Genomic DNA, 19,722 nt, shown 5'->3' on the forward strand with positions numbered 1-19,722 from the left:
GTTTAGCGAAAGCGGGTGATGCTACCGGTCCCGTTTGCGATCGATTGCTGAGATTAGACCAACCCCCCCCGCTTTATCTGAATTGAGGATACGCGCACGTTCCGATGGCGCCGGTCCTTGGGGACGTCGCGTCTCACTTTCCGCCCGCCCCTCCCCGTCCATCTTAAAGCCTCCGGTTTCTGCTGCCGACCCGTCGGGGGTAATTCATTCTTAGACTCCCGCGTCGAGGCCATCCGGTAGGGACGCCGCCTTGCACGGCGGCCTGTACAAAGCCGGTTCAGCAGGGCGGTGGAGGCGGCATCTTTCCTTGCTCACCGACCCTGAATGACAATCCTCGCTCTATGGTTGCCAACCTGCGCCGCTTTCACCGGGACGTGCGGGCTTCCACCATGCCATATCCTCACAGGGCCGTGAAATGGCTCTTGATTCGTCAGTTCAGGTAGGAGTCTACATTGAGTATCAGAGCATTATGCGCGGGGGCTGCTGTGGCGGTTAGCGTGGGACAAGCAGAGGCAGCGGTCTATAACTACGGTGTTTCGTATGATTCGACGACGCTCTATGATGTCACTGTCATCACACAAGATGACGACGGAGGCCTGAGCGATTACTACTTCGACAGCCTCAACGCGGAAGGGCCGGACTTTCAGCTGCCCCTGCAAACTCCCGGGCTGCGTTCCGACAAAGTATATCGCCTTCGCGTCGTGACAGACGGCACCGATGTTGTGTCTTGCGAACTCGCAGGATTTGACTGCGGTGTATCAAAAGATGACTATTATTCGTTTCAGGAAAGCCCTCTTTCCTTCAGTGATGAATACAGACAGTTGGCATTCTCCGCACCGGCAGCGATTGGCGTATCCTTCTCCTTTTCCGACTGGAACGGCCAGGCATCGTCAGGTGTTTCATTTTCAGGTGAGGGTTACTATGGCTGGGCAGATTTTCGAGAAACCAAGTTCACGGTGGTAGATATGGCTCCCGTCCCCCTGCCAGCTACCGCAGCCCTTCTGCCCATGGGGCTTGGCGCTCTCGCGCTGGTGCGGCGGCGGCGCCCGAAGGCATCTTGAGCGCAGGCTCTCTAACACGACGCTTGACGCAGTGCAGATGCGCCTTGGCTTGCGCATACGGAGGCGGGTGGCTGTAGTAGCACCCGCCTTTGGCATTTTAGCAACCAAACTTCGAGCGCTCGTCCTTGATGGGCGACGGCTCCTGCATTGCAATTTGTGTTTATAATACTGGGCTACGCCTTTGTAATGGAAGAGTTTTCGCGTGCAGATTGATTATGTGCGTGATTATTCTCCGAGACTCACGCCGCCGTGATGCTGATCATTTCGTCAGCCGCGCATCGTGACGGTGATTCGGTTTTCAAGGGTGAATTATGGATATCAGAGCATTGTGCGCGGCTGCTGCGGTGGCAGTTGGGGTGGGGCAGGCTGCGGAGGCGGCAACGCTCGATGTGACGTTTGAAATTACGTCGCTAGAACTGTTTTGCGAGACAGGCGGCGACTGTTCCGATGAGGTTGAACCAGTCGTCACCGACTTTATGGGGATGCCCCTGTTTACTTTGATGACAGGTGTTTTGACCCTGCCCGATCCGATAGCCTCTCCCTCGGGTGTTCCGTTTGCCGAAGGGTTGATTTCCTTCCTGACGCAAGGCATCAGCTATGAGCTCGGATATTTCATCCAAGAAGATGAGGATAAGGTTTACCGGGAGGAATTCCCGTTCTGGGACTATCGGATTACATTTCAGGATGGGATAGGAGAGCTGTTCTATCGTGATGACGACTACCCTTTCTCCGTTGGAGTGGAAGGGGTATTCACTCCGATTGAACTAGCCCCCGTCCCACTGCCAGCGACTGCTGCCCTGTTGCCAATGGGTCTGGGCGCCCTCGCTATGATGCGAAGGCGCCGCCGCACGTAGTTTCATTCCAAGTTTGGTAGGTAGTCACAGCATTCCCTGACAAGCGCGCCAATTTGCGCGCGCAACGTCACCGCCTCGCGCGACCGTCCACCGTGCCGCCAGTTCGGATGCGCGGGGCCGGGCGGTTGCCCGCCGCCCGCGCCATGCACTCGGCAGACGCCCCATCCGGAGACTGCCGGGGCGCGACAGGGTTGGCCGGTGCGCTTGGCCGTGGCGTGGCACCTGGGCGCGGCGTTGGCGCGGCTTATGGGGTTAGCGTCACTCTTGCCCATCCGCCCGCCCCCCGTGCTGCACATGGCCGACAACCGCTTGCCCGCCGTTTTCGACGTTCACCCGCTCCACCCGGACGATTTGCTGCCCCTTGCTGCGATACCGCTTCAAGCTGTCCATCTGGGCGCTGTAGGTCCGGGCCAGCTTGTTCAACGCCCGTTCGGCGGCGTCCTGCTGGCGCAAGTTCTCGACGTGGTTCAGCCGCCGCGCCATCATCATGGTGGCCTGATGAATTGCCGCCATCTGGGCCAAGAGCAGGGTTTCCGCCGCATCGCGCGGGGCCATGCTATCAACAAACCCCAGCGCAAAGCTGGAGGCAGCAGCATCTATGCGCTGGCCGTGCGAGCCTAGAACGGCGACTTGCTTCACCAGCCCATCCGCCACCTGGGCATCGCCTGCCCCATGGTTGATCCGGCCATAGTCGCCCGCTATCTCGATCCTTAGCGCGTCGCCGGCATCCCAATGCAGCGCGACGGACGGACCAGCGCGGCGGCTTGCCTCGGCAGGCGCTGGGGGCTTGTGTCGTTGCTTGGTCATCGCCGCAACTCGCCTTGCCTTGTCACCCCCGGCCGCACCGATTGAAACGACAGCCTATGGCTTAGATGTAGATATGGCTCAGATTTTGCGCCGCAACTGGCACGAAAACCGCCCAAAGCGGCCCAAATATTGCGCCGCTTCGTGCCTTTTGGGCTGGTCGCAGCGCTAAAGCGGCTCAAATATTGCGCCGCCTTGCTCAAATTTTGCGCGGGGCTTCTGTTTTTGCCCGCCAGGACATGTAGGCTTTTGTGGCCGGTTTGCCGTCGCATTGTTCTTCCTCCAGGGCGTAGGTGCTGGCCTGCCCGATACCGGACGGGCCAAGGTGATGGTCGCAGGTCTTGCGGATGAAGCCGCGCGCTTCCAGGTCGTGAAACCAGCGCGCAACGGTGTTTCGGGTCACGTTCAGCGCTTGGGCCGCGTCACGATGCGACAGGTAAAGGCTGCCGTTGTTCGTGCCGGTAAAGCGCCGCTTCAACTCGACATAAAGCGCACGTGGGCCGGGCTGCATGGTCGCCCATGCCTCGCTGGCCTGCATGTATTCCATAAGCTGCACAAAGCGCCCCGTGCCGCGCTTGTGGTGCTTGTATCGCCTAGCCGCCACGCGGCACCCCCACAGCGCCCCGCAGGCGCCCGCTGGCGGCATGGAACACCTCTGGACAGTCCAGCCGCCGCCCGGTCAGCACCGACCAGCGCAGCGCCCATGCCAGCGCCTCGGATCGGTTGGCCGACCGATAGACCAGCCGGGCGCGGTCGCCGGTTTCGGTCAGGTCATAGACCGCAAAGCCGTGGCCGGTGCGCGCCATGACAGCGCGCACCTCCACCCAGCCGCGCGGCGTATCGTGCCGCGCTGGGGTCATTTTAGTTCCCCCCAGGCCATGTGAGCGACCAGCGCCGCACGTTCGGGCGACAGGCCATAGCGGGCGCGCAGAAAGGCAATGCGAAAGGCGGTCATGCCTCACCCCCTGCCAGCCTGTCGGCCAATGCCTGGGCGCTGGGTGGGAAGCGCAGCCGGGCCAGATCGGTGCCGGGGGCCAGTCGGTAATGCGCGACGTTCTCAGACCCGCGCCGCTCCGCCAGGATCGGCCAGCCATAGGCGGTCTTGAGGCGGTGGATGATTGCCCCCAGCCGCCAGCCGTTCACCTCGCGGATTTCCGTCTTGTGCGAGATGGTGCGCCCGCGTGTCAGTGCATCGCAGCACCAGAAGACCTGCGTCGGATTAGAATACCAGTGTTCAGACTGTGCCAATGTCTCGGCCTCTATGATTGCGGGCCGGGGCGCTGGGCGCTATGTTCGGAATACCACTAGACCGAAACACAAGCCGCTGCCCCGAAACCCAGGGTGGCGGCTTGCTTATGCGGCGGTGCTGCGGCTGTTTAGCCAGTCGGAGATGGCGCTTTCGGGCCAGCCGACCGCCTTTCCGGTCAGCTTGACGGGGCGCGGAAACTGCCCCTTGCCCATCATGTCGTAGATCGTGCTTCGGCTCAGGCCGGTGATTTCTTCAACGGCGCGGCGGCGAAGGTGCTTTTCTGCCATGTCGGCTTTCCTCTGGATAGCGCTGGGACACAGAGGAAGATGGCGAAAAGTTACGGCATATCAAAATGGTATAAATGGAAAGTATTGTGACGGCGTTTCTCCCTCATTCTTTCCTTATTTTTTCCTTCAGCATCACCAAACCAGCCTTGATCGTCTTTTGACTGACACCCAATTCATCTTCGATTTCTTTCCAGATTTTATTTTTGACTTCGTGGCCATGTGGATAAAGTGCTAGGTATCGTTTCGCTGCATCTGGCGCAATTAACGGCCTCCCTGCCGTGGTAACCTTCACCGGAATATTGGGGGTCTACAGCTTAACAAGAGCATCCTCTGAAATGTTGACCTCATCGGCGCGAAAGCAGACGCTCCAGCCATCTAGGTGGGAAAAGAGTGAAAGCGCCTCCTCCTGCCAGCGCTGGCCATCGATAAATTCACTCCAACGATCCATTCGTGTTGCCACACCATGCAGATCGACTAATCCTACCGTGATATCGACGTAGAGAAGGTCAGGATGTCGTCGGAAGCGCTCCTCATAAGAATACCAGTGATTGTATATAGGTGGCCGCATCAGCACGCGACTTATTCTGAAAAGTTGTCCTGAAGGCGAACACGCTACGGCTTTGTTAGCGTTAAAATGCAAAAAATTTTCGATGAGTTTTCCATGAACAACGAACTGAAGGTCCCATGTGGGGATGCTTGCATCGTCGGACTTGTCTTCATTGGCTGGAAAGATATCAGCCAGTTCCTGCATTTCCCGGACAATGATATTTGATGCAATTTCGCATTTCTCTACCAACTCCACTATCGAGAAGTGGTCAACAGGACACCACCCCATCACCCGATCCTCACGACATTGGCGCTGTCCTGCGCCAAGAACGCCGACCACGCGCCCATCATCTTGCGCCGCTTGTCGAACACGTCGCTGCGCGCATAAGCCCGCTCCACCGCATCGCCCGTTAAGTGCGCCAGCGCAGCCTCTGCTACCTCGCGGGGATAGGACGTGCGTTCCTGCGCCCAGGTGCGGAAGGACGTGCGGAAGCCATGAACATCGGCGGCAAAGCCCAATTCCTTGACCAGCTTGGACAGCGTCATGTCGGACAGCGGGCGCCCTTTCTTGGTGCCGGGGAACACCAGCCCGGATCCATCGTCCAGAGACTTGGCCTGCTTGAGAATGGCGATGGCGCGCGGAGATAGCGGCACCCGATGCGGGCGTTTCATCTTCATGCGTTGCGAGGGGATTTCCCAAACCTCGGCGGCGAGGTCCATTTCATCCCAGCGCGCTTCCCGCACCTCACCCGACCGCGCGGCGGTCAGCACCAGAAACTCCAGCGCCAGTTTCGTGGCAAGCCCCGCGCCCGATGCCTGCACTGCCGCAATGCAGCCTGCCACCTCGGCATAGGGCAGCGCCTTGCGATGGTCCTGCGCCTTGGAAACCTTGGGAAGCGCCCGGCTGATGTTCTCGGCGGGATTGTCTTGCCGCCAGCCCTGCGCAATCGCCCATTTCATCACCGCGCCGATGCGCTGGCGCACGCGGCGGGCGGTTTCCGGTATTTGCGTCCAGATCGGCATGAGGACGGCCAGAACATCGGCGGTGGAAATGTCTTGCACCTTCAACTTGCCCAGCCGGGGGAAGGCATAAGTTTCCAGCGTGGCGAGAAATTGCGCCGCGTGCTTTTCGTTCCTCCAGGTCGGCTTGTGCAGCGCATGAACCTTGCGGGTGGCTTCCTCGAAGGTCAGCACCGCCTGCGCCTCGCGCTTGGCTTGCAAGGGGTCGGCGCCCATCCGGGCCAGCTTGCGGTTCTCCAGCGCCCTTGCCCGCGCCTCGGCCAGCGACACCAGCGACGGCGCCCCCAAGCCAAGTTCGCACCGCTTCCCGCGAATGGTGATGCGCTGCACCCAGAAGCGCGACCCGTTCCCATCGACCCGTAGATAGAGGCCATGCCCATCGAAATACTTGCCCGGTGCTGTGGCGGCTTTCACCGCCTGGGCGGTCAGCGCCTTTTCGGGCCTACGCGTCAGGTGACTTGCCATAGCTTCCCCCCTGCCTTCCCCCAATATAGCGGGGAACAGGGTGGACTATGCCGGACGGTAACGGCTATGGGAAGCCTGTAAATGTCTGAAATTGCTAGCCGTTGGGGAACGGGCCGGAACAGGGCAGAAGGTGCAAGGGCAGACTCACTGTCCGCCATTTTTCCTGAGCGAACTAATCTCCGGATCCGAATCTAGCCGGATTTTCTCGTTGTTTTCGAGGGTTATGCAAGCGGAGCTGTTCACCAGCCCCGGCGCACGGAAGCCTTAAATCCCTCTCTAACGCCCGTGTTTCTCCAGAGCTGATGACTGCGCGGAAACGGTGAACAGCCGATAAGGCGATGAAATGTTACTAAATTCTGTAAGCTCTTTGTGGCGTTAGATCTGAGGGTTTTTCAAAGCTAAAGGACCTGCTGTCAACGTCGGTGCAAAACCCGGCCACGCGGCGGCGTAAAACCAGGCCAGGTGGCGGTGGCCTGCGCCATGGCGCGCGCGCTTACCATAGAGCTGGCGCGTGCCATGGCGCATTGGCCCCGCTGCCGCTGGTTCTCAACGTTTAGCTCAAGGCCGCGCGCTTTGGAGACGGCGTTGAGGTCTGCCTTGACCCATTCCCGCTCCTGCCAGGCGTTCGCCGCCGGGTGCTCGAGCCGCCGCTCCACCGTGGGCCTGTCGATGCCAATGGCCTCGGCCGCCTCCATGACCGCAATCCGCACCTCATGGGCAGCAGACCGGGACAGGGTCTTCGTGACGGTCCCGCGGGTGATGACGCTGTCTCCAAGCTCGGTCTGGTAGAGCGCCGAGCGGGGCGGCTCCATCACCAGTTCAGCGCCGCGCGCATCGCCCAGATCACGCAGGATCGCGGTGGTGACCTCGGCCAGCTCGGTGCGCAGTTCGCGCCGGTCCTTTGGTCCCAGCGTGGCAATCTCGCCCTCGACCCGCTCGAGCCAGGTGGCAAACACCCGGTCCAGGCTCTGCCGGGTGTGCGGGACGTCTGTTGTTTGCAAATCCATCATCTCACCCTCCAGGGTTTTCGCACTCAGGATGCCGCCCGCGTCCAGGATCTGGGCAGCCCGCTCCATGCGCAGCTTCACCTCCTTCAGCCGGGCAAGGCTGGCGATCCCCGCCAGCAGCCGCAGCGTGGCGGCACTGCGGGTGACCACCGCCAGTCCCTCCTCAAGCGCGGGGCCCTGCAGCGCCCGCTCGCGCACCGGGCGATTCTCGCGCGCCGCCCCCTCGATCTCGGCACGGCTCGGCCCATAGGTCAGGATGCCCCGCTCGAGACGTGACGAGGCGTCCAGTTCCACGCCCATTCCACTCGCGATCTCGACCAGACGCTCCTTCATGGTGGCCAGGTTGAAGGCATGCTCCTTCGCCATGAAGAACCACTCGCCCTGCTCAAGGCCGCGGTTGTTCACCACGATATGGACATGCGGATGCGAGCGGTCTGTATGCAGCGCCGCCACATAGGCCCATTCATCCTGCATATGGGTGCCTGACTGGAACATCTCGAAGGCCCAGGCCTCGGCAATCCGCAGCGCCTTCTTGGGCGAAAGATCATAAGGAAAGGAGATCAGCAGATGCGTGGTATGGCCGTTCTTCGGATCACCCCGCCAGCCGTCCGACCAGTCGAGCGCGATGGCCTTGCGCTGATCGGCCGTGAGCACCTCCGCCTCGGGATCAAGCCCGATCGTGTTGCCAAACAGAGCATGGGACTTCGTGAAGAGATACTTGAGCTGCGCCCTGAGCCGGACCGGAGTCTGCGTGCCGCCGCGCGCGATCCGCTTCAGCACCGCCGCGTTCGAGCCCTGGCCCACCCGCCACAGATCGCGTGCCCGCGCCGAGAAGGAGGACCCCCTTGCCCCTGACCTGCGCGCCCTCGTCTTGCCAAGCCCGCTGTCGCGCGGCGCCCTGCCGCCGACGCGGCGCAGCCGGATCTCGCCGATCAGATCATCCGCGAGGCTCGCCACCTTCGGCCTCCCGCCATGCGGCAAAAAGCCGGATGCCACGCCGGCGCTGCTCGTCCACCACCGCCCGCAGATACGAGCGCATCTCCGGCAGGGCCTGACGCAGAGCACTGAGCGCCGCCCATTGCTCACGGCTCGGGTCGATCCGGCCCTGGCCCGCCGCCAGGGCAATCGCGTTCACGCTGACGCCGATCTCGTGCAACTCGCTCCGGAGTGCCTCAAGCCCGCCTGCGGTTGCCGGGTCCGCTTCCAGCATCCCGGAGGCGGCCCGCACCAGGGCCCGCAGCGCGTCCGAGTTCGAGCCAAAGCCATGCCGCGCCTTCAGTGCCTCGAGCGCCTCCCCCTCGGCGGGTGACAGCCGCGCCGAGACGGACCGGCCCCCTGTGGTGGCCGTCTCCCGGCTGCGACGAGGACGGCCCGGGCTCGTCGCAGCGGCTGGTTTGGAACGAACGTGCGGCTTGGCGGTCACCGGGGCGTCATCGCCAGGGCGCGTTGGATCTGCTGGGGTCTGGGGCGTGTCTCGAAGGGCCATGGGCGCTCCATCCACTGATGTAGACATTCGGCATTTCCTGCCATCTCTACAGCTTCTACTCTCTCACATTTCTATGGATCTGTCACGATCTTTGTCCCGCGAGGATGAGATTTCTCCTCCAACGCTGGCAGGGTGTCGGGCAGGGCCTCACCCGGGCGTCAGTCGTTAGCTGGTTGGCTTGGTAACAACAACCCGACACCCGACACTGAACCAGGCGACGGGCACTGGCTTCGCCGCCGAGAGGGTGACGGCAACGCCCAGCGTAGGCATCTGCATAAAGAACGGAGAGCCATAAAGACAGTCAGAACGGAAAGGCCGCCCCTTGCAGCAGCCTTGGTCCAAAGCTGCTGCCCTGTCCTGCCCGAAAGAACAGCTTCCCTGAAGGCAAGGCGCAGACATAAATGTCTTATCAGCCGAGCGGGTGTGTGTGGTTGGTTTTTAGTGTTCCCGCCCGGCTGAGAAATCCACTGTCCTGCAGAACTCGTTGTTGTCAGCGCCTGGGGGATAGAAATGGTTGATCCAGCAATGACGCGCGGTGACATGCTCAGCCGTGCCGCCGTCACCGGTCGTGCTGTCACGTTGCGCTGTCAGACAGAGTACAGCTCCGCTGTGGCGCGGGTGCCTTCCGGCGGCGCGTCCTGATGAACGAGGCGGCTTGTTTTCCTCGGACCTGCCAAGCTCCAGGATCATAGACCCGCTCGTCGCTCGACAAGGGTAGCAGACCGGTCTTGACCAGGCACAGCATCACAGCCGTGATCGACGCTGACAGATTGGTCTGCAACGCGCCGGAGGTTTTGCATAAGACATCGGTTTCGAGAAGCGGTAAACAGAGCCGGATCAACATGCCGATGGTATGCAGAATGCGGCGCCGAGCGGCGAACGTGCTGCTCTTGGACTGCCGTCTGCTCTCTCAGATCGGCTGCAGGTCGACCGCGCTTGTCTTGCCGCTGCGGTTTGTTTCCACCTCATAGGACAGTTTCTGTCCATCCGAGAGCGACCGCAGCCCGGCGCGCTCGACCGCACTGATGTGCACGAACACATCCCCGCCGCCCGCATCGGGGGCAATGAAGCCATAGCCCTTCTCAGAGTTGAACCACTTGACGGTGCCTTGTGCCATGAATGGCCTCCCCTGCAACAAGGCCTCTTGCGTGGCACGGGGTGCGGCCAGGCGGCAAGGTATTTTTGATGAGGATATCGCGCCCGATGGTCGAGGGTCGGACCGGGAACTGAGTGAACGCCTCCACAGCGCCGGCCATCAGCACCGACGCGTTTATGATAGTCTCCCAATACCCAGCACCCAGCCTGCTGTTTGGTTGACCGCTCGCCGGAACGACTGGACCCGGGGTCCGTACCGCGAGAGCGGCCCCGGCGCGGGTAGCGCCAGACCCGTCGCGCCGTGGCCCACATGGCTGCGGTGCGACGGGTCACTCTTTCTGCCATAGGCCGGATCTGGTTCTGCCGTGCCCCACGGCGCGCGGGGAAGTGAGACATTGTAGCGGCCCCTGTGTCAGGGCCGCCGCCGTGGGATCAGTATTCATCAGGAAGGCAAAGGGTCAGGACGCGGATGGTTTGCTCTGGATCGCTTTCTACCTCCGGTCCCATCAGCGCGTCATTGTCGTAAAGGTCGATCTTCCAGTAGATGCGGATGGCGTGGTCGTCATGCGGCACGTCCGGCATGCCGAAGCTGCGGACGCCACCAGCGCCATGATCGTCCATGAAGGCGGTGTCGCTGCGGACATGGGCCAACGCCGCTGCCACGAAGTCCGGCCCCAAGGACAGGATGCCGCGCGTGACGACAACCCGGCCACGCAAGGTTTGGCCGTTCCAGTCGGCGGGACCAAGGGCCCTGCGGAACAGGTCATTCTGCGCGCCGATGATCTGCGCCTCGGCGCGGCTCGCCTCGTAGCGGTCGAGATCGAAGACCGGCCCGCCGCAATCGCGACAAGCGTCCGGCTCGTTGTCCCCGGTGGTCTGGATGGCCTCGCAGGAAATGCATTGATACCGCGCCATGATGAAACCCCCTTCTGATCTGGCGGTCCCTTCCCAGCACGGCCCTTCTTCAAAATGGGGCTGACCGGGAAGGCGAGCCGCGCCTCGGGCGCGTCTCACCTTCCTGGGCTGCCTCCCGGCGAGGGCGGGAGGGGGGGCCCGGCAACAGGAAAATCCAGGCCCAAGGGTCGGGGGCCCCGTCTGCACAAGCCGCCGCCAGGCGGCGCGGAAGATGGGGGTGCCCCCTTGGGACGCCGCATTTTGCTGTTGACGGGGGAACCGGCGGTTCCCCTCTTCCTTCTCTTGCCGTTGTCGCCACCCGTGCGAGATCGGCTTGCAGGGGGCGTTCGGCTTGACCGAATCCCCCCTGCACGGCACACCGCTTGCCGCCTGACCTTTTGCCCCGCCCTGACTAGCGGCACTACCAGCCGTGTCCGCTGGCAATCCTTTGACGGGCTGCGGACGTCAAGAAAGCGGCGCTTACGCGCCGCCCTCGATCTTCATCACGGGGATGCCCAGCTTGCGGGCCTTGTCCGCGAGGTTCTCCTGGATGCCGGTGCCGGGAAACACCAGGACGCCCACCGGCAGGACATCGAGCATGGCGTCGTTGCGCTTGAAGGGGGCAGCCTTGCCGTGCTTGGTCCAGTCGGGCCGGAAGGCCACCTGCGGCACGGTGCGGTGATCGGCCCAGCGGGAGGCGATCAGTTCGGCCCCCTTGGGAGAGCCACCATGCAGGAGCACCATGTCGGGGTGCTTGGCATGGACTTGGTCGAGCCTGGCCCAGATCAGCCGGTGATCGTTGAAGTCCGTGCCGCCGCTCAGGGCGACCTTTGGACCGACGGGCAGCATCACCTCCGTCTCGGCCCGGCGCTTCGCCGACAGGAAGTCGCGGCTGTCGATCATCGCGGCGGTCAGGTGGCGATGGTTGACCATGGAACCGGTGCGTGGCCGCCAGGCGCTGCCCGTGTGGTGCTCGAAGGCCTCGGCGGCAAGGTCGCGGAAGAGCTCCATGCTGGCGCGCCGTTCGATCAAGGTCTGCCCTTCGGCGGTCAGACGTTCCAGCTCGACCGACTTCACCTCGCTGCCATCCTGTTCGCGCTGCAAGCGGCGCTGCCCCTGTTCGTTGGTGTCGAGGTCGCGTTCTACCCGGGCAGCGGCCCGATGGAAGAGGTTGACCGTTCCCCAGAGCAGTTCCTCGAGATCGGGCTCGAGACGGGTGTCGCTGAGCGTGGCAACCAGGGCGTCAAAGATGTCGGTGACGGCGGTGCCGACGATGTTGCCATCGGGCAGCGGCCGGGGATCGGGTTCGTCCTGGAAGGGACGCCAGCCGTAAAGCTGGAGTTCGACAAGGGCGTGATCGGTCTGGGAGGAGGTATGGACCGGCTCGTCGCCTGCATCATTGGTATCGCGTGTCATGGGGATGCGTCCTTCGGTTTTGGGGCGACCGCGCCCATCGCGGCCTTCGCAGGGCATCGACGCGCAGGGGCCGGGACGGACAGGCAGCCCTCGCGCGCGAGGGCCTTGATGGCCAAGGCCGGCTCTTTTGCTTCGCGATGCAAAGGCGGGGCACCCTGCCCCGCCGGCGGAAAAGAGTTGGCCGCCGCCATTGCCGGCCCGGCCCGGCTCTGCGCCGATTGCCCCCTCGGAAGGCCGTGGACGCGGGACTATCCTCGAAGAAGGATGCCGTTGCCGGTGACGAGAGGCCCAAACCAGCAGGCGACAAAGCCTGTCCGCGCCTCCCTCTCCCGTCCTATTCTCACCTCTCCAGGAAGCGGGTGACATCCTCGGGATGCAGCTGATCCTTGAGGCCGTCGCGGAGAGCATCGACACCGAAGCGTCGCAGATCGTCGTTGAAGTCGCCCTCAACCGGCGTGAGGACCCTCGCCTCGATCCCCAGGGTGGCTGCGCGGGCAAGCAGGCTGTCGCGTGCCCCGTCGCCGGCGGGATCGCGATCCTGGATGACATAAAGCCGGCGCAGCGTGGGCGGGAACAGGACAGCGGCCATGTGGGCGGCCGAGAGTGCCGCCAGCATCGGCATGCGGGGCAGAACCTGGTGGGGCGACAGCACGGTCTCGATGCCCTCGCCCACGGCGAGCACGTCACCCGCCGTTCCAAAGCGCACGCCATGGCCGAGAAGCTCTCCCAGCGCCCGCCGGGGGGTTTCCACAGCAGCCTTGCTGGACCCGTCTGGAGCAAGCCAGGTGCGATGCGCGCCGGTCTGATGGCCGGCAAGATCGGTGACCGCCGCGATCATCGCAGGCCTGACTTCGGTAAGCGAATGCTCGTCCCGCCGGTAATAGCACCGGGGATGGTAGCGCAGCGCGGCGGTGCCGGAGAGGGACGTGATTGCCCTGCCACGCAGGTACGTGTCCACGAGCGTGCCGGGGATCGGCTTCGCCATGGCGAACAGGCGCCGCGCCGCGTAGGGCGAACCGGGTGCTGAACAGGACGTCCTGCCAGCAGAGGTTGCTGCTGGTTCCGGCTCGGGACGGGGCAACGACAGGAAATGGCGCGCTTCCTCCGCCACGTCCTTGAAGTCGGCAAGACCGAGCGCCGCGCGGATGATGTCGAGAAGATCGCCATGCTCCCCGGTCGATGCGTCGGTCCACTTGCCCGCTGCACCCTTGCCGGTTTCCGGTCCACTCACGCGCACGAACATCGAACGGCCGGGTGTGTTGTGCACGTCGCCCACCAGCCAGTAGTTCCCGGCACGATAGCCCGACGATAGATAATGGCGGCAAACTGCCTCGGCCTGCTGTCCCAAGCGGATCGCCAGGTCTGATGCGTCATGACGAGACATCAGATGGCCTCCCGTTTGCCAGGGCGCCTGACGCAATGCGGCAGGGACAGTAGGAAACCGATCAGGGCTAAGACAGCGGCCGCTGCGCTGCTGAAGGTGGAGATCGTGATCATCGGGAACTCCTCGGGAGAGCGGAGAAGAAAACCGAGCCCGTGGCGCTCTCTCGACTGCACCGGCTCATCCCTCGGCCGGACCTCCCTCTGCCTTTCCCGCTGTCTCCCGATCAGCGCCACGGAAAGACAACGGGTCACCACTGCCCCTCCCCGGATGCCAAGCCCCCTTGTTTGTCGACGTTTGCGCAGTCCGGGACCCTCTAGGCTTTTGACTGCATCAAGGCGCACCCCGGCCGAGGCGCCACACGCTCTGCAACTGCCCTTGGTCTTTTCCGAGGGTATCGCTGCGGCAGCGCCTTCGCCCGGAATGACGAGATAGGCAGACCTGTGATGACCATCAGCGCTTGCGTGACGGGGGAACAATGCGCGGCGATTTATAGCCGTAGCTCTTCACCTTCTCTCGCAAGGCCGCAATCTGATCATCAATGGTGGGTGTGGATCGCTGACGCTCGATCTCGTTCCGGAGGGCCAGGCGCACCGCGTCGGCCTTGCTGACGCCCAGCATCTCCGCAAGGATTTGTGCCAGATCATCCAGGCCGTCATCGCGGATCGGGAGTTTATCCATCGGTTGTTCCGCCTTGTCTGCACGGCATGCATAATCCGGTATGCACAAGGCAGGCTGCTCGGCAAGACAGCAGGAGATTGCAGCCTTGGCCCTGACAGGGTTCGCCTTGGTAGACGCCCGTCTGCTGATCGTACTGCCCTCTGCCACGAATGGCGATCCGTTGGGCATCTTCCCCACGGCTCTGGATCGGGGCATGGCTGCGACGAGGGTTCTCTCGCTTGCCGCCTGCTGCCGTCCGGTGTGCATTCTCTTCCCCGACGCCGTGGCGACCACCAGCATGAGAAAGGCGCCCGGCCGTGAGGCCGGACGCTCACCGGGTTCAGTCGATGGCCTGGAAGATCTCGAGCGCTTCGGGATGTTCCGCAGCATAGGCGTAAAGGCGGGTAAAACCTTCCGAGAGTTCGACCGCATCGTGACGGAACGACAGGTGGGAAAAGGCAAATAGCGTCGCGATGATGCCAGCCGCATCTGCAGAGACCTCGCCCTCGTAGCCGTTACCGTCCCAGGACAGGTGGAAACGGGGTCTTGAGGTCGGTGCGAGATAGAGCGGCTCGCCCTCGAGCGCATAGAAGTCCCACAACCCGCCGTTATAGTCGGCAGGACTCAGCTGCTCCATGAAGCCAAAGACCGCATGCTCGCCGATGAGGAACAGGCGGGGTCCGAACAGCCGGGGCAAGAACGCCATACGGCGCTCCTCGGGGACAGGGGTAGCACGCAGAGGTGTTGTCGTGACAGGGCACATGATAGGGATCTCCGGAATGAGGGATGGAACGCACCGTCCGCAGGCACTCTTGCCCCCGAACAGGCGCAGCCTCTTCCGGCCTGCCTCTACCTCTGCGGCAGCGGGCGATAAGCCAGCGCAGTTGATGTACCCGGCCTGAACGCCGACCCTTGGCTGGTCATGATGACCGAGACATCCACCAGGTCCGCTCTCGGAGCGCAGGTCCACTCAGCAGACGCTTCTGAATAAGCTGCGCCCCTGACAAACGCTATGAAGGGTTACCTTGGCCGTTGAGGCGAGAGCGAGCACCCTCGTGTAAGAGCGTTTATGCGAACGGCAATCGGCGATTGGCGATTGGCCGTAAAAAACCAAGCGGGCGCTTTCACAGAAACACATCGTGGCGTATCGAAGCGCCACGCAATAAGGAGAATGCCTGCAATGGACATCGACTATAACGCCCTGTCGCTCGATCAACTGAAAGAGATCAACAAAAAGTCGGCTGCGGCGATTGCCAGTTACGAGAACCGTAAGCGAAAACAGGCTGTTTCCCAGGCAACCGAAATTGCCAAAGCGGCGGGGTTTTCCTCGCTTGAAGAGATGATGGCCAGCCAGCCAGCTAAAGCGGCCAAAGCTGAGCCCAAATACCGCCATCCGGAAAACCCGGAGATGACCTGGTCTGGCCGTGGACGAAAGCCGTCCTGGATTGTCGAGGCCCTGGAGGCCGGGAAAACGCTCGACGACTTCGCGATCTGATTGACGCGTGCCGACTTGCGACGGGGATCGATGCCCGAAGGAGGGGAGCCTGGATGCAGCTCCCGTCCAGGGGACCACATGCCGACCCGGGTCTTGCTGGAAAACATCGAAGTGGATCTGGCCTGACAAACGATCGCGCTCGATTTTCATTGACGCATAGGCATCACGATCCTTCGCGATAACGGAGCAAGACATCCCCTAATCAGCTCCAACAAAGCAGAAACGGTGTGTTCCGCATCTGCATGGGAGAAATAACGCCCGGCCCCGCTGATTTTTTCGAGGTTCATTCGCGTCTTTACTCGTCCTTAAAGGCTTCGAGTCACAGTGGCAGTATGGAACTCGTCAAAACACTTCAAACGTCAGACCCCCGGATCACCAAGGGATCGCATGACACCCTTTACTGCTGGCCAGGCACCCTGGCGGTGTCTTTACTCGTCCTTAAAGGCTTCGAGTCACAGTGGCAGTATGGAACTCGTCAAAACACTTCAAACGTCAGACCCCCGGATCACCAAGGGATCGCATGACACCCTTTACTGCTGGCCAGGCACCCTGGCGGTGATCGTCCACAAAGATCAGACCTTGGGCCCGTTTGCCACGACTGGCCCCTGGTCACAAACCGACGTGACCCACGCCATGACCGATTATCTTCGCTCAGCCCGTGGTCTTCCAACACCGGTGAGACAACGGGAACCGCTTCATCTGGTCCGAGACAAAGGCCCCGGTCCGGCGACCGGAGCCTCCCTGGTCTAGCCTGGCGTCAGTCAGTCCGGCGGGCGGGACGGGGCCTGGGGGTCCAGTGTCGCCGGCCACCGAAGGGGTCAGAGGCGGGCGCAATCCTTTGCCACGCGCGGGAGTTCGTCCCTGCGACAAACGGTGGTTTCGATCACCTCAGGCATGGCGGTTGCCTTCGGGACAGCCGATCGCGGCGGGGACAGGACCTGTGATCGGCTCCATCTTCCCGGTTCGCCCCATCCAACATCCATGGTGAGGCGCGGCATCCTGATAAACTGCGGTTTTTGGCGTAGGAACCATAAAACTACAGTTCTTCAACTGGTTAAGCCAGCCTCACCAACCCCTCACGAATAATCCGGGCTAAGATTGCGCCCGTCCCAAAGCCGAGGTTGCAATGATGATCGTTGACAAGTTCCGGGCATGGCAGCCGGATTGTCCGGCCCTGCCAGCACCATTTTCACCATCGAACCCAATGCTGCGGCGGATCTGCCGGTTTTGACCATGGCGATCAACGTGGCAAAGTCCGGTGCCCTGCGGATGACGATGGCCGATGGCAGCATCGGCACGCTGTTTCTGGCGGCGGGCAGCCTGACCGGGTTGCGCATGCGCCGGATCTGGGCAACCGGCACCCCGGCCGAGGGGGTCTGCGGGTTGAGCTGACGCCCTAGCGTGGCCGCCCCGGCTGCAATCCCAACAAGGGCCGCAGGGCCAATGCCCAGAAATCGCTAAAGAAGTTCAAGGGCGCGGCCGGCTGCTGCCCCCTGATCCGGGACAAGGGCAGGTTCAGCCCCGCCCCCGCCAGCCAGGCCAGGGCCACGCCAAGCGCGCCCGCCCGCCCATGGTTACTGCGGAAATAATGCCGCCAGGATTCGTACCAATAGGCAGGCTTGCGAACACGTTCGGCCCGGGCGCTGCGCACGTCAGTCGAGGCGCCCTCGACATGGAGGATGCGCGCTTGGGCCACGTGCCAGCATTCCCATCCGGCCCTTGCTGCGCGGCGCATCAGGTCGACTTCCTCGTAATACAGAAAATAGGCGGGATCGAAGAAGCCCAGGTCGCGCCAGACATCGAACCGGGCCAGCACCGCCGCGCCCGACACCCAATCGACTTGGGCGGTGGCCAGATCGCCGCCAAACGCCACCTGCGATCCCTGCATCAGCCGCGCCACCGGCCCGAAATTCAGGGCCGATGCGAAATGGCTGGCCGCGCCCGGAAACCGGAAGGCGGCAGGCACCGGCGCATCGCCGCCCGGATTGCGGGCCTGCGCGCCGGCCATGGCGGCCTTGGGATGTGCTTGCAGGAAATCGGCCAGGATCGCGATCGCCTCATTTTCCAGCTGCGCGTCGGGGTTCAGCAGGAACACGAAATCGGGCGGATCCCCGCCTTGGGCCAGGCGTTCCAGCACCAGGTTGTTGCCGCGCCCGAAGCCATGGTTTTCGCCTTCAAGATAAAGCGTCACCTGCGCGCCCCAGCCGCGCGCCCTGGCCGTTTCGGCGAAAACCGCGCCATCGCCATCGGGCGAGGCATTGTCCACCAGGTGGATATCGACTTGGTGGCCCCCGTGGCCCCGCGCCCGGACGCTTTCCACCGCCGCGACGGCCAGATCGACGGCATTGTAATTCACGATGATGACAGCGATACGGGCCATGAAAAGCTCTTGATGATGCGAAACTCCTGTCTGTTGCGGTATCACGCCGTGTGGGCAGGGGGTCAAGCGCCGGGCAAGACAAAACATATTAACCAAGAAGCCACGGATCGCAGAGTATTCCTTGCTTTCAGGAACATTTTTGATGATGAGGTGGGCGAGGTCGATGAACAGCAGGTACCGATCGGGATGATTTTCTCGGAAGCGAATTTCTGGCTGTTCTTCGCCATCGTATTTGGGCTTTATCTTGTTTTTTCCCACCGCTGGCAGAACCGGATGCTGCTGGTGGCCAGCTATGTCTTTTATGGCGCCTGGGACTGGCGCTTTCTGGGGCTGATCCTTCTTTCGACCGGGGTCGATTATCTGATTGCCTTGAAGATGGACCGCGAGATGGTTCAGCAGCGCAGAAAGATGCTGCTGATGGTATCACTGGTTGGAAACTTAGGGATGCTGGCCATCTTCAAGTATCTGGGGTTTTTCGTCACCAGCTTTGCCGAACTGCTGACCCATATTGGCCTGAGTTCGAACCCGGTGATCCTGAACATCGTCCTGCCGGTGGGCATCTCCTTTTATACCTTTCAAACGCTCAGCTATACAATCGACGTTTACCGGCGCGAGATTCCGGCAGAGCGGAACCTTGTGGACTTTGCCCTGTTCGTCGCCTTCTTTCCGCAACTGGTTGCCGGACCCATCGAGCGTGCCACGCAACTGCTGCCGAGAATCGTCAATCCGCGCCAGATCACCTGGGACGGACTTTCGCGCGGCGCCGTTCTCTGCCTTGTCGGGCTGATCAAGAAGATCGTCATTGCCGACGGAGTGGCTGCAAGCGTGAATGCCGTCTATGCTAACCCTTCGCCCTCTGGACTTGATGTCCTGGTAGGGACCTGGCTGTTCGCGATCCAGATCTATTGCGATTTTTCTGGCTATACCGATATCGCACGCGGCATATCGAAGATGTTGGGCTTTGATCTAATGCGAAACTTTGCCCAGCCCTATCTTGCGGTAAATCCGCAGGAATTCTGGCACCGCTGGCATATTAGCCTGTCGACCTGGTTGCGCGATTACCTTTACATCTCGCTTGGCGGCAATCGCCATGGGCGATGGAAAACCTATCGCAACCTGATGCTGACCATGCTGTTGGGCGGGCTTTGGCATGGAGCGGCGTGGAATTTCGTGCTGTGGGGAGCCTATCAGGGGGGGCTTTTGTCCGTCCATCGGGCACTTAGCGGGCGCCAGGACCATTGTGAAGGCGCGCGCCGTTCCCTGGGGGACTGGATGTGGCGCTTCGTTAAGATTGTCCTGTTCTTTCAGGTGGTCTGCTATGGCTGGTTGCTGTTCCGGGCGCAGTCTTTTGCGCAGATTCGGGACTTTACTCTGCGGTTGTTCGATATCAGCGCACCGGGATGGTCCGATCTGACGGTTGCGCCTGTGCCGCAGGCGGCAATGGCCGGGATCATGCTGCTGTTTGTCTGGGACATGTGCATTGAAGTGACCGGAAAAAACCGCTTCTACGAAGCGATGCCGCCGCCCGCGCGGGCAATGATGTGGTCCGCAATGCTGTATTTCCTGGCCTTCGGCCTGACGACCACGACCTCGGCCTTTATTTATTTCCAGTTCTGAGATGC

Annotated in this window: 22 protein-coding genes; 5 read left to right on the forward strand and 17 right to left on the reverse strand. The window is 62.1% G+C overall.

Features of this window, described 5'->3' with window-relative positions; translation table 11 throughout:
• Nucleotides 1–452: 452 nt before the first annotated feature.
• Together Q5701_RS20590 and Q5701_RS20595 are read left to right on the forward strand one after the other, a co-directional pair.
• Nucleotides 453–1,061 carry a VPLPA-CTERM sorting domain-containing protein gene (locus tag Q5701_RS20590; RefSeq protein ID WP_306752805.1) on the forward strand — a complete coding sequence of 203 codons (609 nt, stop codon included), beginning with the start codon at nucleotides 453–455 and terminating at the stop codon, nucleotides 1,059–1,061.
• Nucleotides 1,062–1,372: 311 nt separating this feature from the next.
• On the forward strand, nucleotides 1,373–1,915 hold the full coding sequence (locus Q5701_RS20595) for a hypothetical protein (protein WP_306752806.1): 543 nt from the start codon (nucleotides 1,373–1,375) through the stop codon (nucleotides 1,913–1,915).
• 258 nt (nucleotides 1,916–2,173) lie between these two features.
• On the opposite strand, the gene Q5701_RS20600 is transcribed toward Q5701_RS20595, so the two are convergent.
• The 16 genes from Q5701_RS20600 to Q5701_RS20675 all read right to left on the reverse strand — a co-directional run bounded on the left by Q5701_RS20600 (nucleotide 2,174) and on the right by Q5701_RS20675 (nucleotide 14,931).
• Complete coding sequence (locus Q5701_RS20600) at nucleotides 2,174–2,722, reverse strand: hypothetical protein (RefSeq protein ID WP_306752807.1); 549 nt, start codon at nucleotides 2,720–2,722, stop codon at nucleotides 2,174–2,176.
• A 196-nt stretch (nucleotides 2,723–2,918) separates the two neighbouring features.
• Nucleotides 2,919–3,323 (reverse strand): helix-turn-helix domain-containing protein, encoded by a 405-nt coding sequence (locus Q5701_RS20605; RefSeq protein ID WP_306752808.1) that lies wholly within the window; start codon nucleotides 3,321–3,323, stop codon nucleotides 2,919–2,921.
• Nucleotides 3,313–3,579, reverse strand: coding sequence for a hypothetical protein (locus Q5701_RS20610; protein ID WP_306752809.1), 267 nt, complete (start codon nucleotides 3,577–3,579; stop codon nucleotides 3,313–3,315). The genes Q5701_RS20605 and Q5701_RS20610 overlap by 11 nt, the downstream gene beginning before the upstream one ends.
• Before the next feature lie 91 nt (nucleotides 3,580–3,670).
• The gene (locus Q5701_RS20615) at nucleotides 3,671–3,967 is read right to left on the reverse strand and encodes a hypothetical protein (RefSeq protein WP_306752810.1); all 297 of its coding nucleotides are present in this window, start codon (nucleotides 3,965–3,967) and stop codon (nucleotides 3,671–3,673) included.
• 105 nt (nucleotides 3,968–4,072) lie between these two features.
• Nucleotides 4,073–4,255 (reverse strand): helix-turn-helix transcriptional regulator, encoded by a 183-nt coding sequence (locus Q5701_RS20620; RefSeq protein ID WP_306752811.1) that lies wholly within the window; start codon nucleotides 4,253–4,255, stop codon nucleotides 4,073–4,075.
• A gap of 103 nt (nucleotides 4,256–4,358) precedes the next feature.
• Nucleotides 4,359–4,547, reverse strand: a complete 189-nt coding sequence (locus Q5701_RS20625; RefSeq protein WP_306752812.1) for a hypothetical protein — start codon at nucleotides 4,545–4,547, stop codon at nucleotides 4,359–4,361.
• A gap of 15 nt (nucleotides 4,548–4,562) precedes the next feature.
• On the reverse strand, nucleotides 4,563–5,141 hold the full coding sequence (locus Q5701_RS20630; RefSeq protein ID WP_306752813.1) for a hypothetical protein: 579 nt from the start codon (nucleotides 5,139–5,141) through the stop codon (nucleotides 4,563–4,565).
• Nucleotides 5,090–6,286, reverse strand: a complete 1,197-nt coding sequence (locus tag Q5701_RS20635) for a tyrosine-type recombinase/integrase (RefSeq protein WP_306752814.1) — start codon at nucleotides 6,284–6,286, stop codon at nucleotides 5,090–5,092. The genes Q5701_RS20630 and Q5701_RS20635 overlap by 52 nt, the downstream gene beginning before the upstream one ends.
• Before the next feature lie 413 nt (nucleotides 6,287–6,699).
• A complete protein-coding gene (locus tag Q5701_RS20640; protein ID WP_306752815.1) occupies nucleotides 6,700–8,250 on the reverse strand; it encodes a relaxase/mobilization nuclease domain-containing protein in 1,551 nt (516 codons plus the stop codon).
• Entirely contained in the window at nucleotides 8,231–8,716 is a 486-nt protein-coding gene (locus Q5701_RS20645) for a DNA mobilization endonuclease VirD1/MobC family subunit (protein WP_306752816.1), read from the reverse strand. Before Q5701_RS20645 ends, Q5701_RS20640 begins: the two co-directional genes overlap by 20 nt.
• A 973-nt stretch (nucleotides 8,717–9,689) precedes the next feature.
• Complete coding sequence (locus Q5701_RS20650) at nucleotides 9,690–9,896, reverse strand: cold-shock protein (RefSeq protein WP_306752817.1); 207 nt, start codon at nucleotides 9,894–9,896, stop codon at nucleotides 9,690–9,692.
• A gap of 410 nt (nucleotides 9,897–10,306) precedes the next feature.
• Nucleotides 10,307–10,789: a DUF3768 domain-containing protein gene (locus Q5701_RS20655; RefSeq protein ID WP_306752818.1), complete on the reverse strand. Its 483-nt coding sequence runs from the start codon at nucleotides 10,787–10,789 to the stop codon at nucleotides 10,307–10,309.
• A gap of 459 nt (nucleotides 10,790–11,248) precedes the next feature.
• A complete protein-coding gene (locus Q5701_RS20660) occupies nucleotides 11,249–12,184 on the reverse strand; it encodes a DUF2493 domain-containing protein (RefSeq protein WP_306752819.1) in 936 nt (311 codons plus the stop codon).
• Nucleotides 12,185–12,524: 340 nt separating this feature from the next.
• The gene (locus Q5701_RS20665; protein WP_306752820.1) at nucleotides 12,525–13,568 is read right to left on the reverse strand and encodes a DUF7146 domain-containing protein; all 1,044 of its coding nucleotides are present in this window, start codon (nucleotides 13,566–13,568) and stop codon (nucleotides 12,525–12,527) included.
• Nucleotides 13,569–14,018: 450 nt separating this feature from the next.
• Nucleotides 14,019–14,246 carry a type II toxin-antitoxin system VapB family antitoxin gene (locus tag Q5701_RS20670; RefSeq protein WP_306752821.1) on the reverse strand — a complete coding sequence of 76 codons (228 nt, stop codon included), beginning with the start codon at nucleotides 14,244–14,246 and terminating at the stop codon, nucleotides 14,019–14,021.
• A gap of 319 nt (nucleotides 14,247–14,565) precedes the next feature.
• Complete coding sequence (locus Q5701_RS20675; protein WP_306752822.1) at nucleotides 14,566–14,931, reverse strand: antirestriction protein; 366 nt, start codon at nucleotides 14,929–14,931, stop codon at nucleotides 14,566–14,568.
• A 474-nt stretch (nucleotides 14,932–15,405) separates the two neighbouring features.
• Here Q5701_RS20675 and Q5701_RS20680 point away from each other — a divergent pair, with 474 nt between their 5' ends.
• Together Q5701_RS20680 and Q5701_RS20685 are read left to right on the forward strand one after the other, a co-directional pair.
• On the forward strand, nucleotides 15,406–15,720 hold the full coding sequence (locus Q5701_RS20680; protein WP_306752823.1) for an H-NS histone family protein: 315 nt from the start codon (nucleotides 15,406–15,408) through the stop codon (nucleotides 15,718–15,720).
• Nucleotides 15,721–16,872: 1,152 nt separating this feature from the next.
• Nucleotides 16,873–17,112, forward strand: coding sequence for a spike base protein, RCAP_Rcc01079 family (locus Q5701_RS20685; RefSeq protein WP_306752824.1), 240 nt, complete (start codon nucleotides 16,873–16,875; stop codon nucleotides 17,110–17,112).
• A 4-nt stretch (nucleotides 17,113–17,116) separates the two neighbouring features.
• Here Q5701_RS20685 and Q5701_RS20690 read toward each other — a convergent pair whose 3' ends face one another.
• Nucleotides 17,117–18,100 carry a glycosyltransferase family 2 protein gene (locus Q5701_RS20690; RefSeq protein ID WP_306752825.1) on the reverse strand — a complete coding sequence of 328 codons (984 nt, stop codon included), beginning with the start codon at nucleotides 18,098–18,100 and terminating at the stop codon, nucleotides 17,117–17,119.
• A 186-nt stretch (nucleotides 18,101–18,286) separates the two neighbouring features.
• On the opposite strand from Q5701_RS20690, the gene Q5701_RS20695 reads away from it, so the two are divergent.
• A complete protein-coding gene (locus Q5701_RS20695) occupies nucleotides 18,287–19,717 on the forward strand; it encodes an MBOAT family O-acyltransferase (protein ID WP_306752826.1) in 1,431 nt (476 codons plus the stop codon).
• Nucleotides 19,718–19,722 lie beyond the last annotated feature (5 nt).

Origin of the sequence: Paracoccus actinidiae (assembly GCF_030863885.1) — a bacterium.
Taxonomy (GTDB): domain Bacteria; phylum Pseudomonadota; class Alphaproteobacteria; order Rhodobacterales; family Rhodobacteraceae; genus Paracoccus; species Paracoccus everestensis.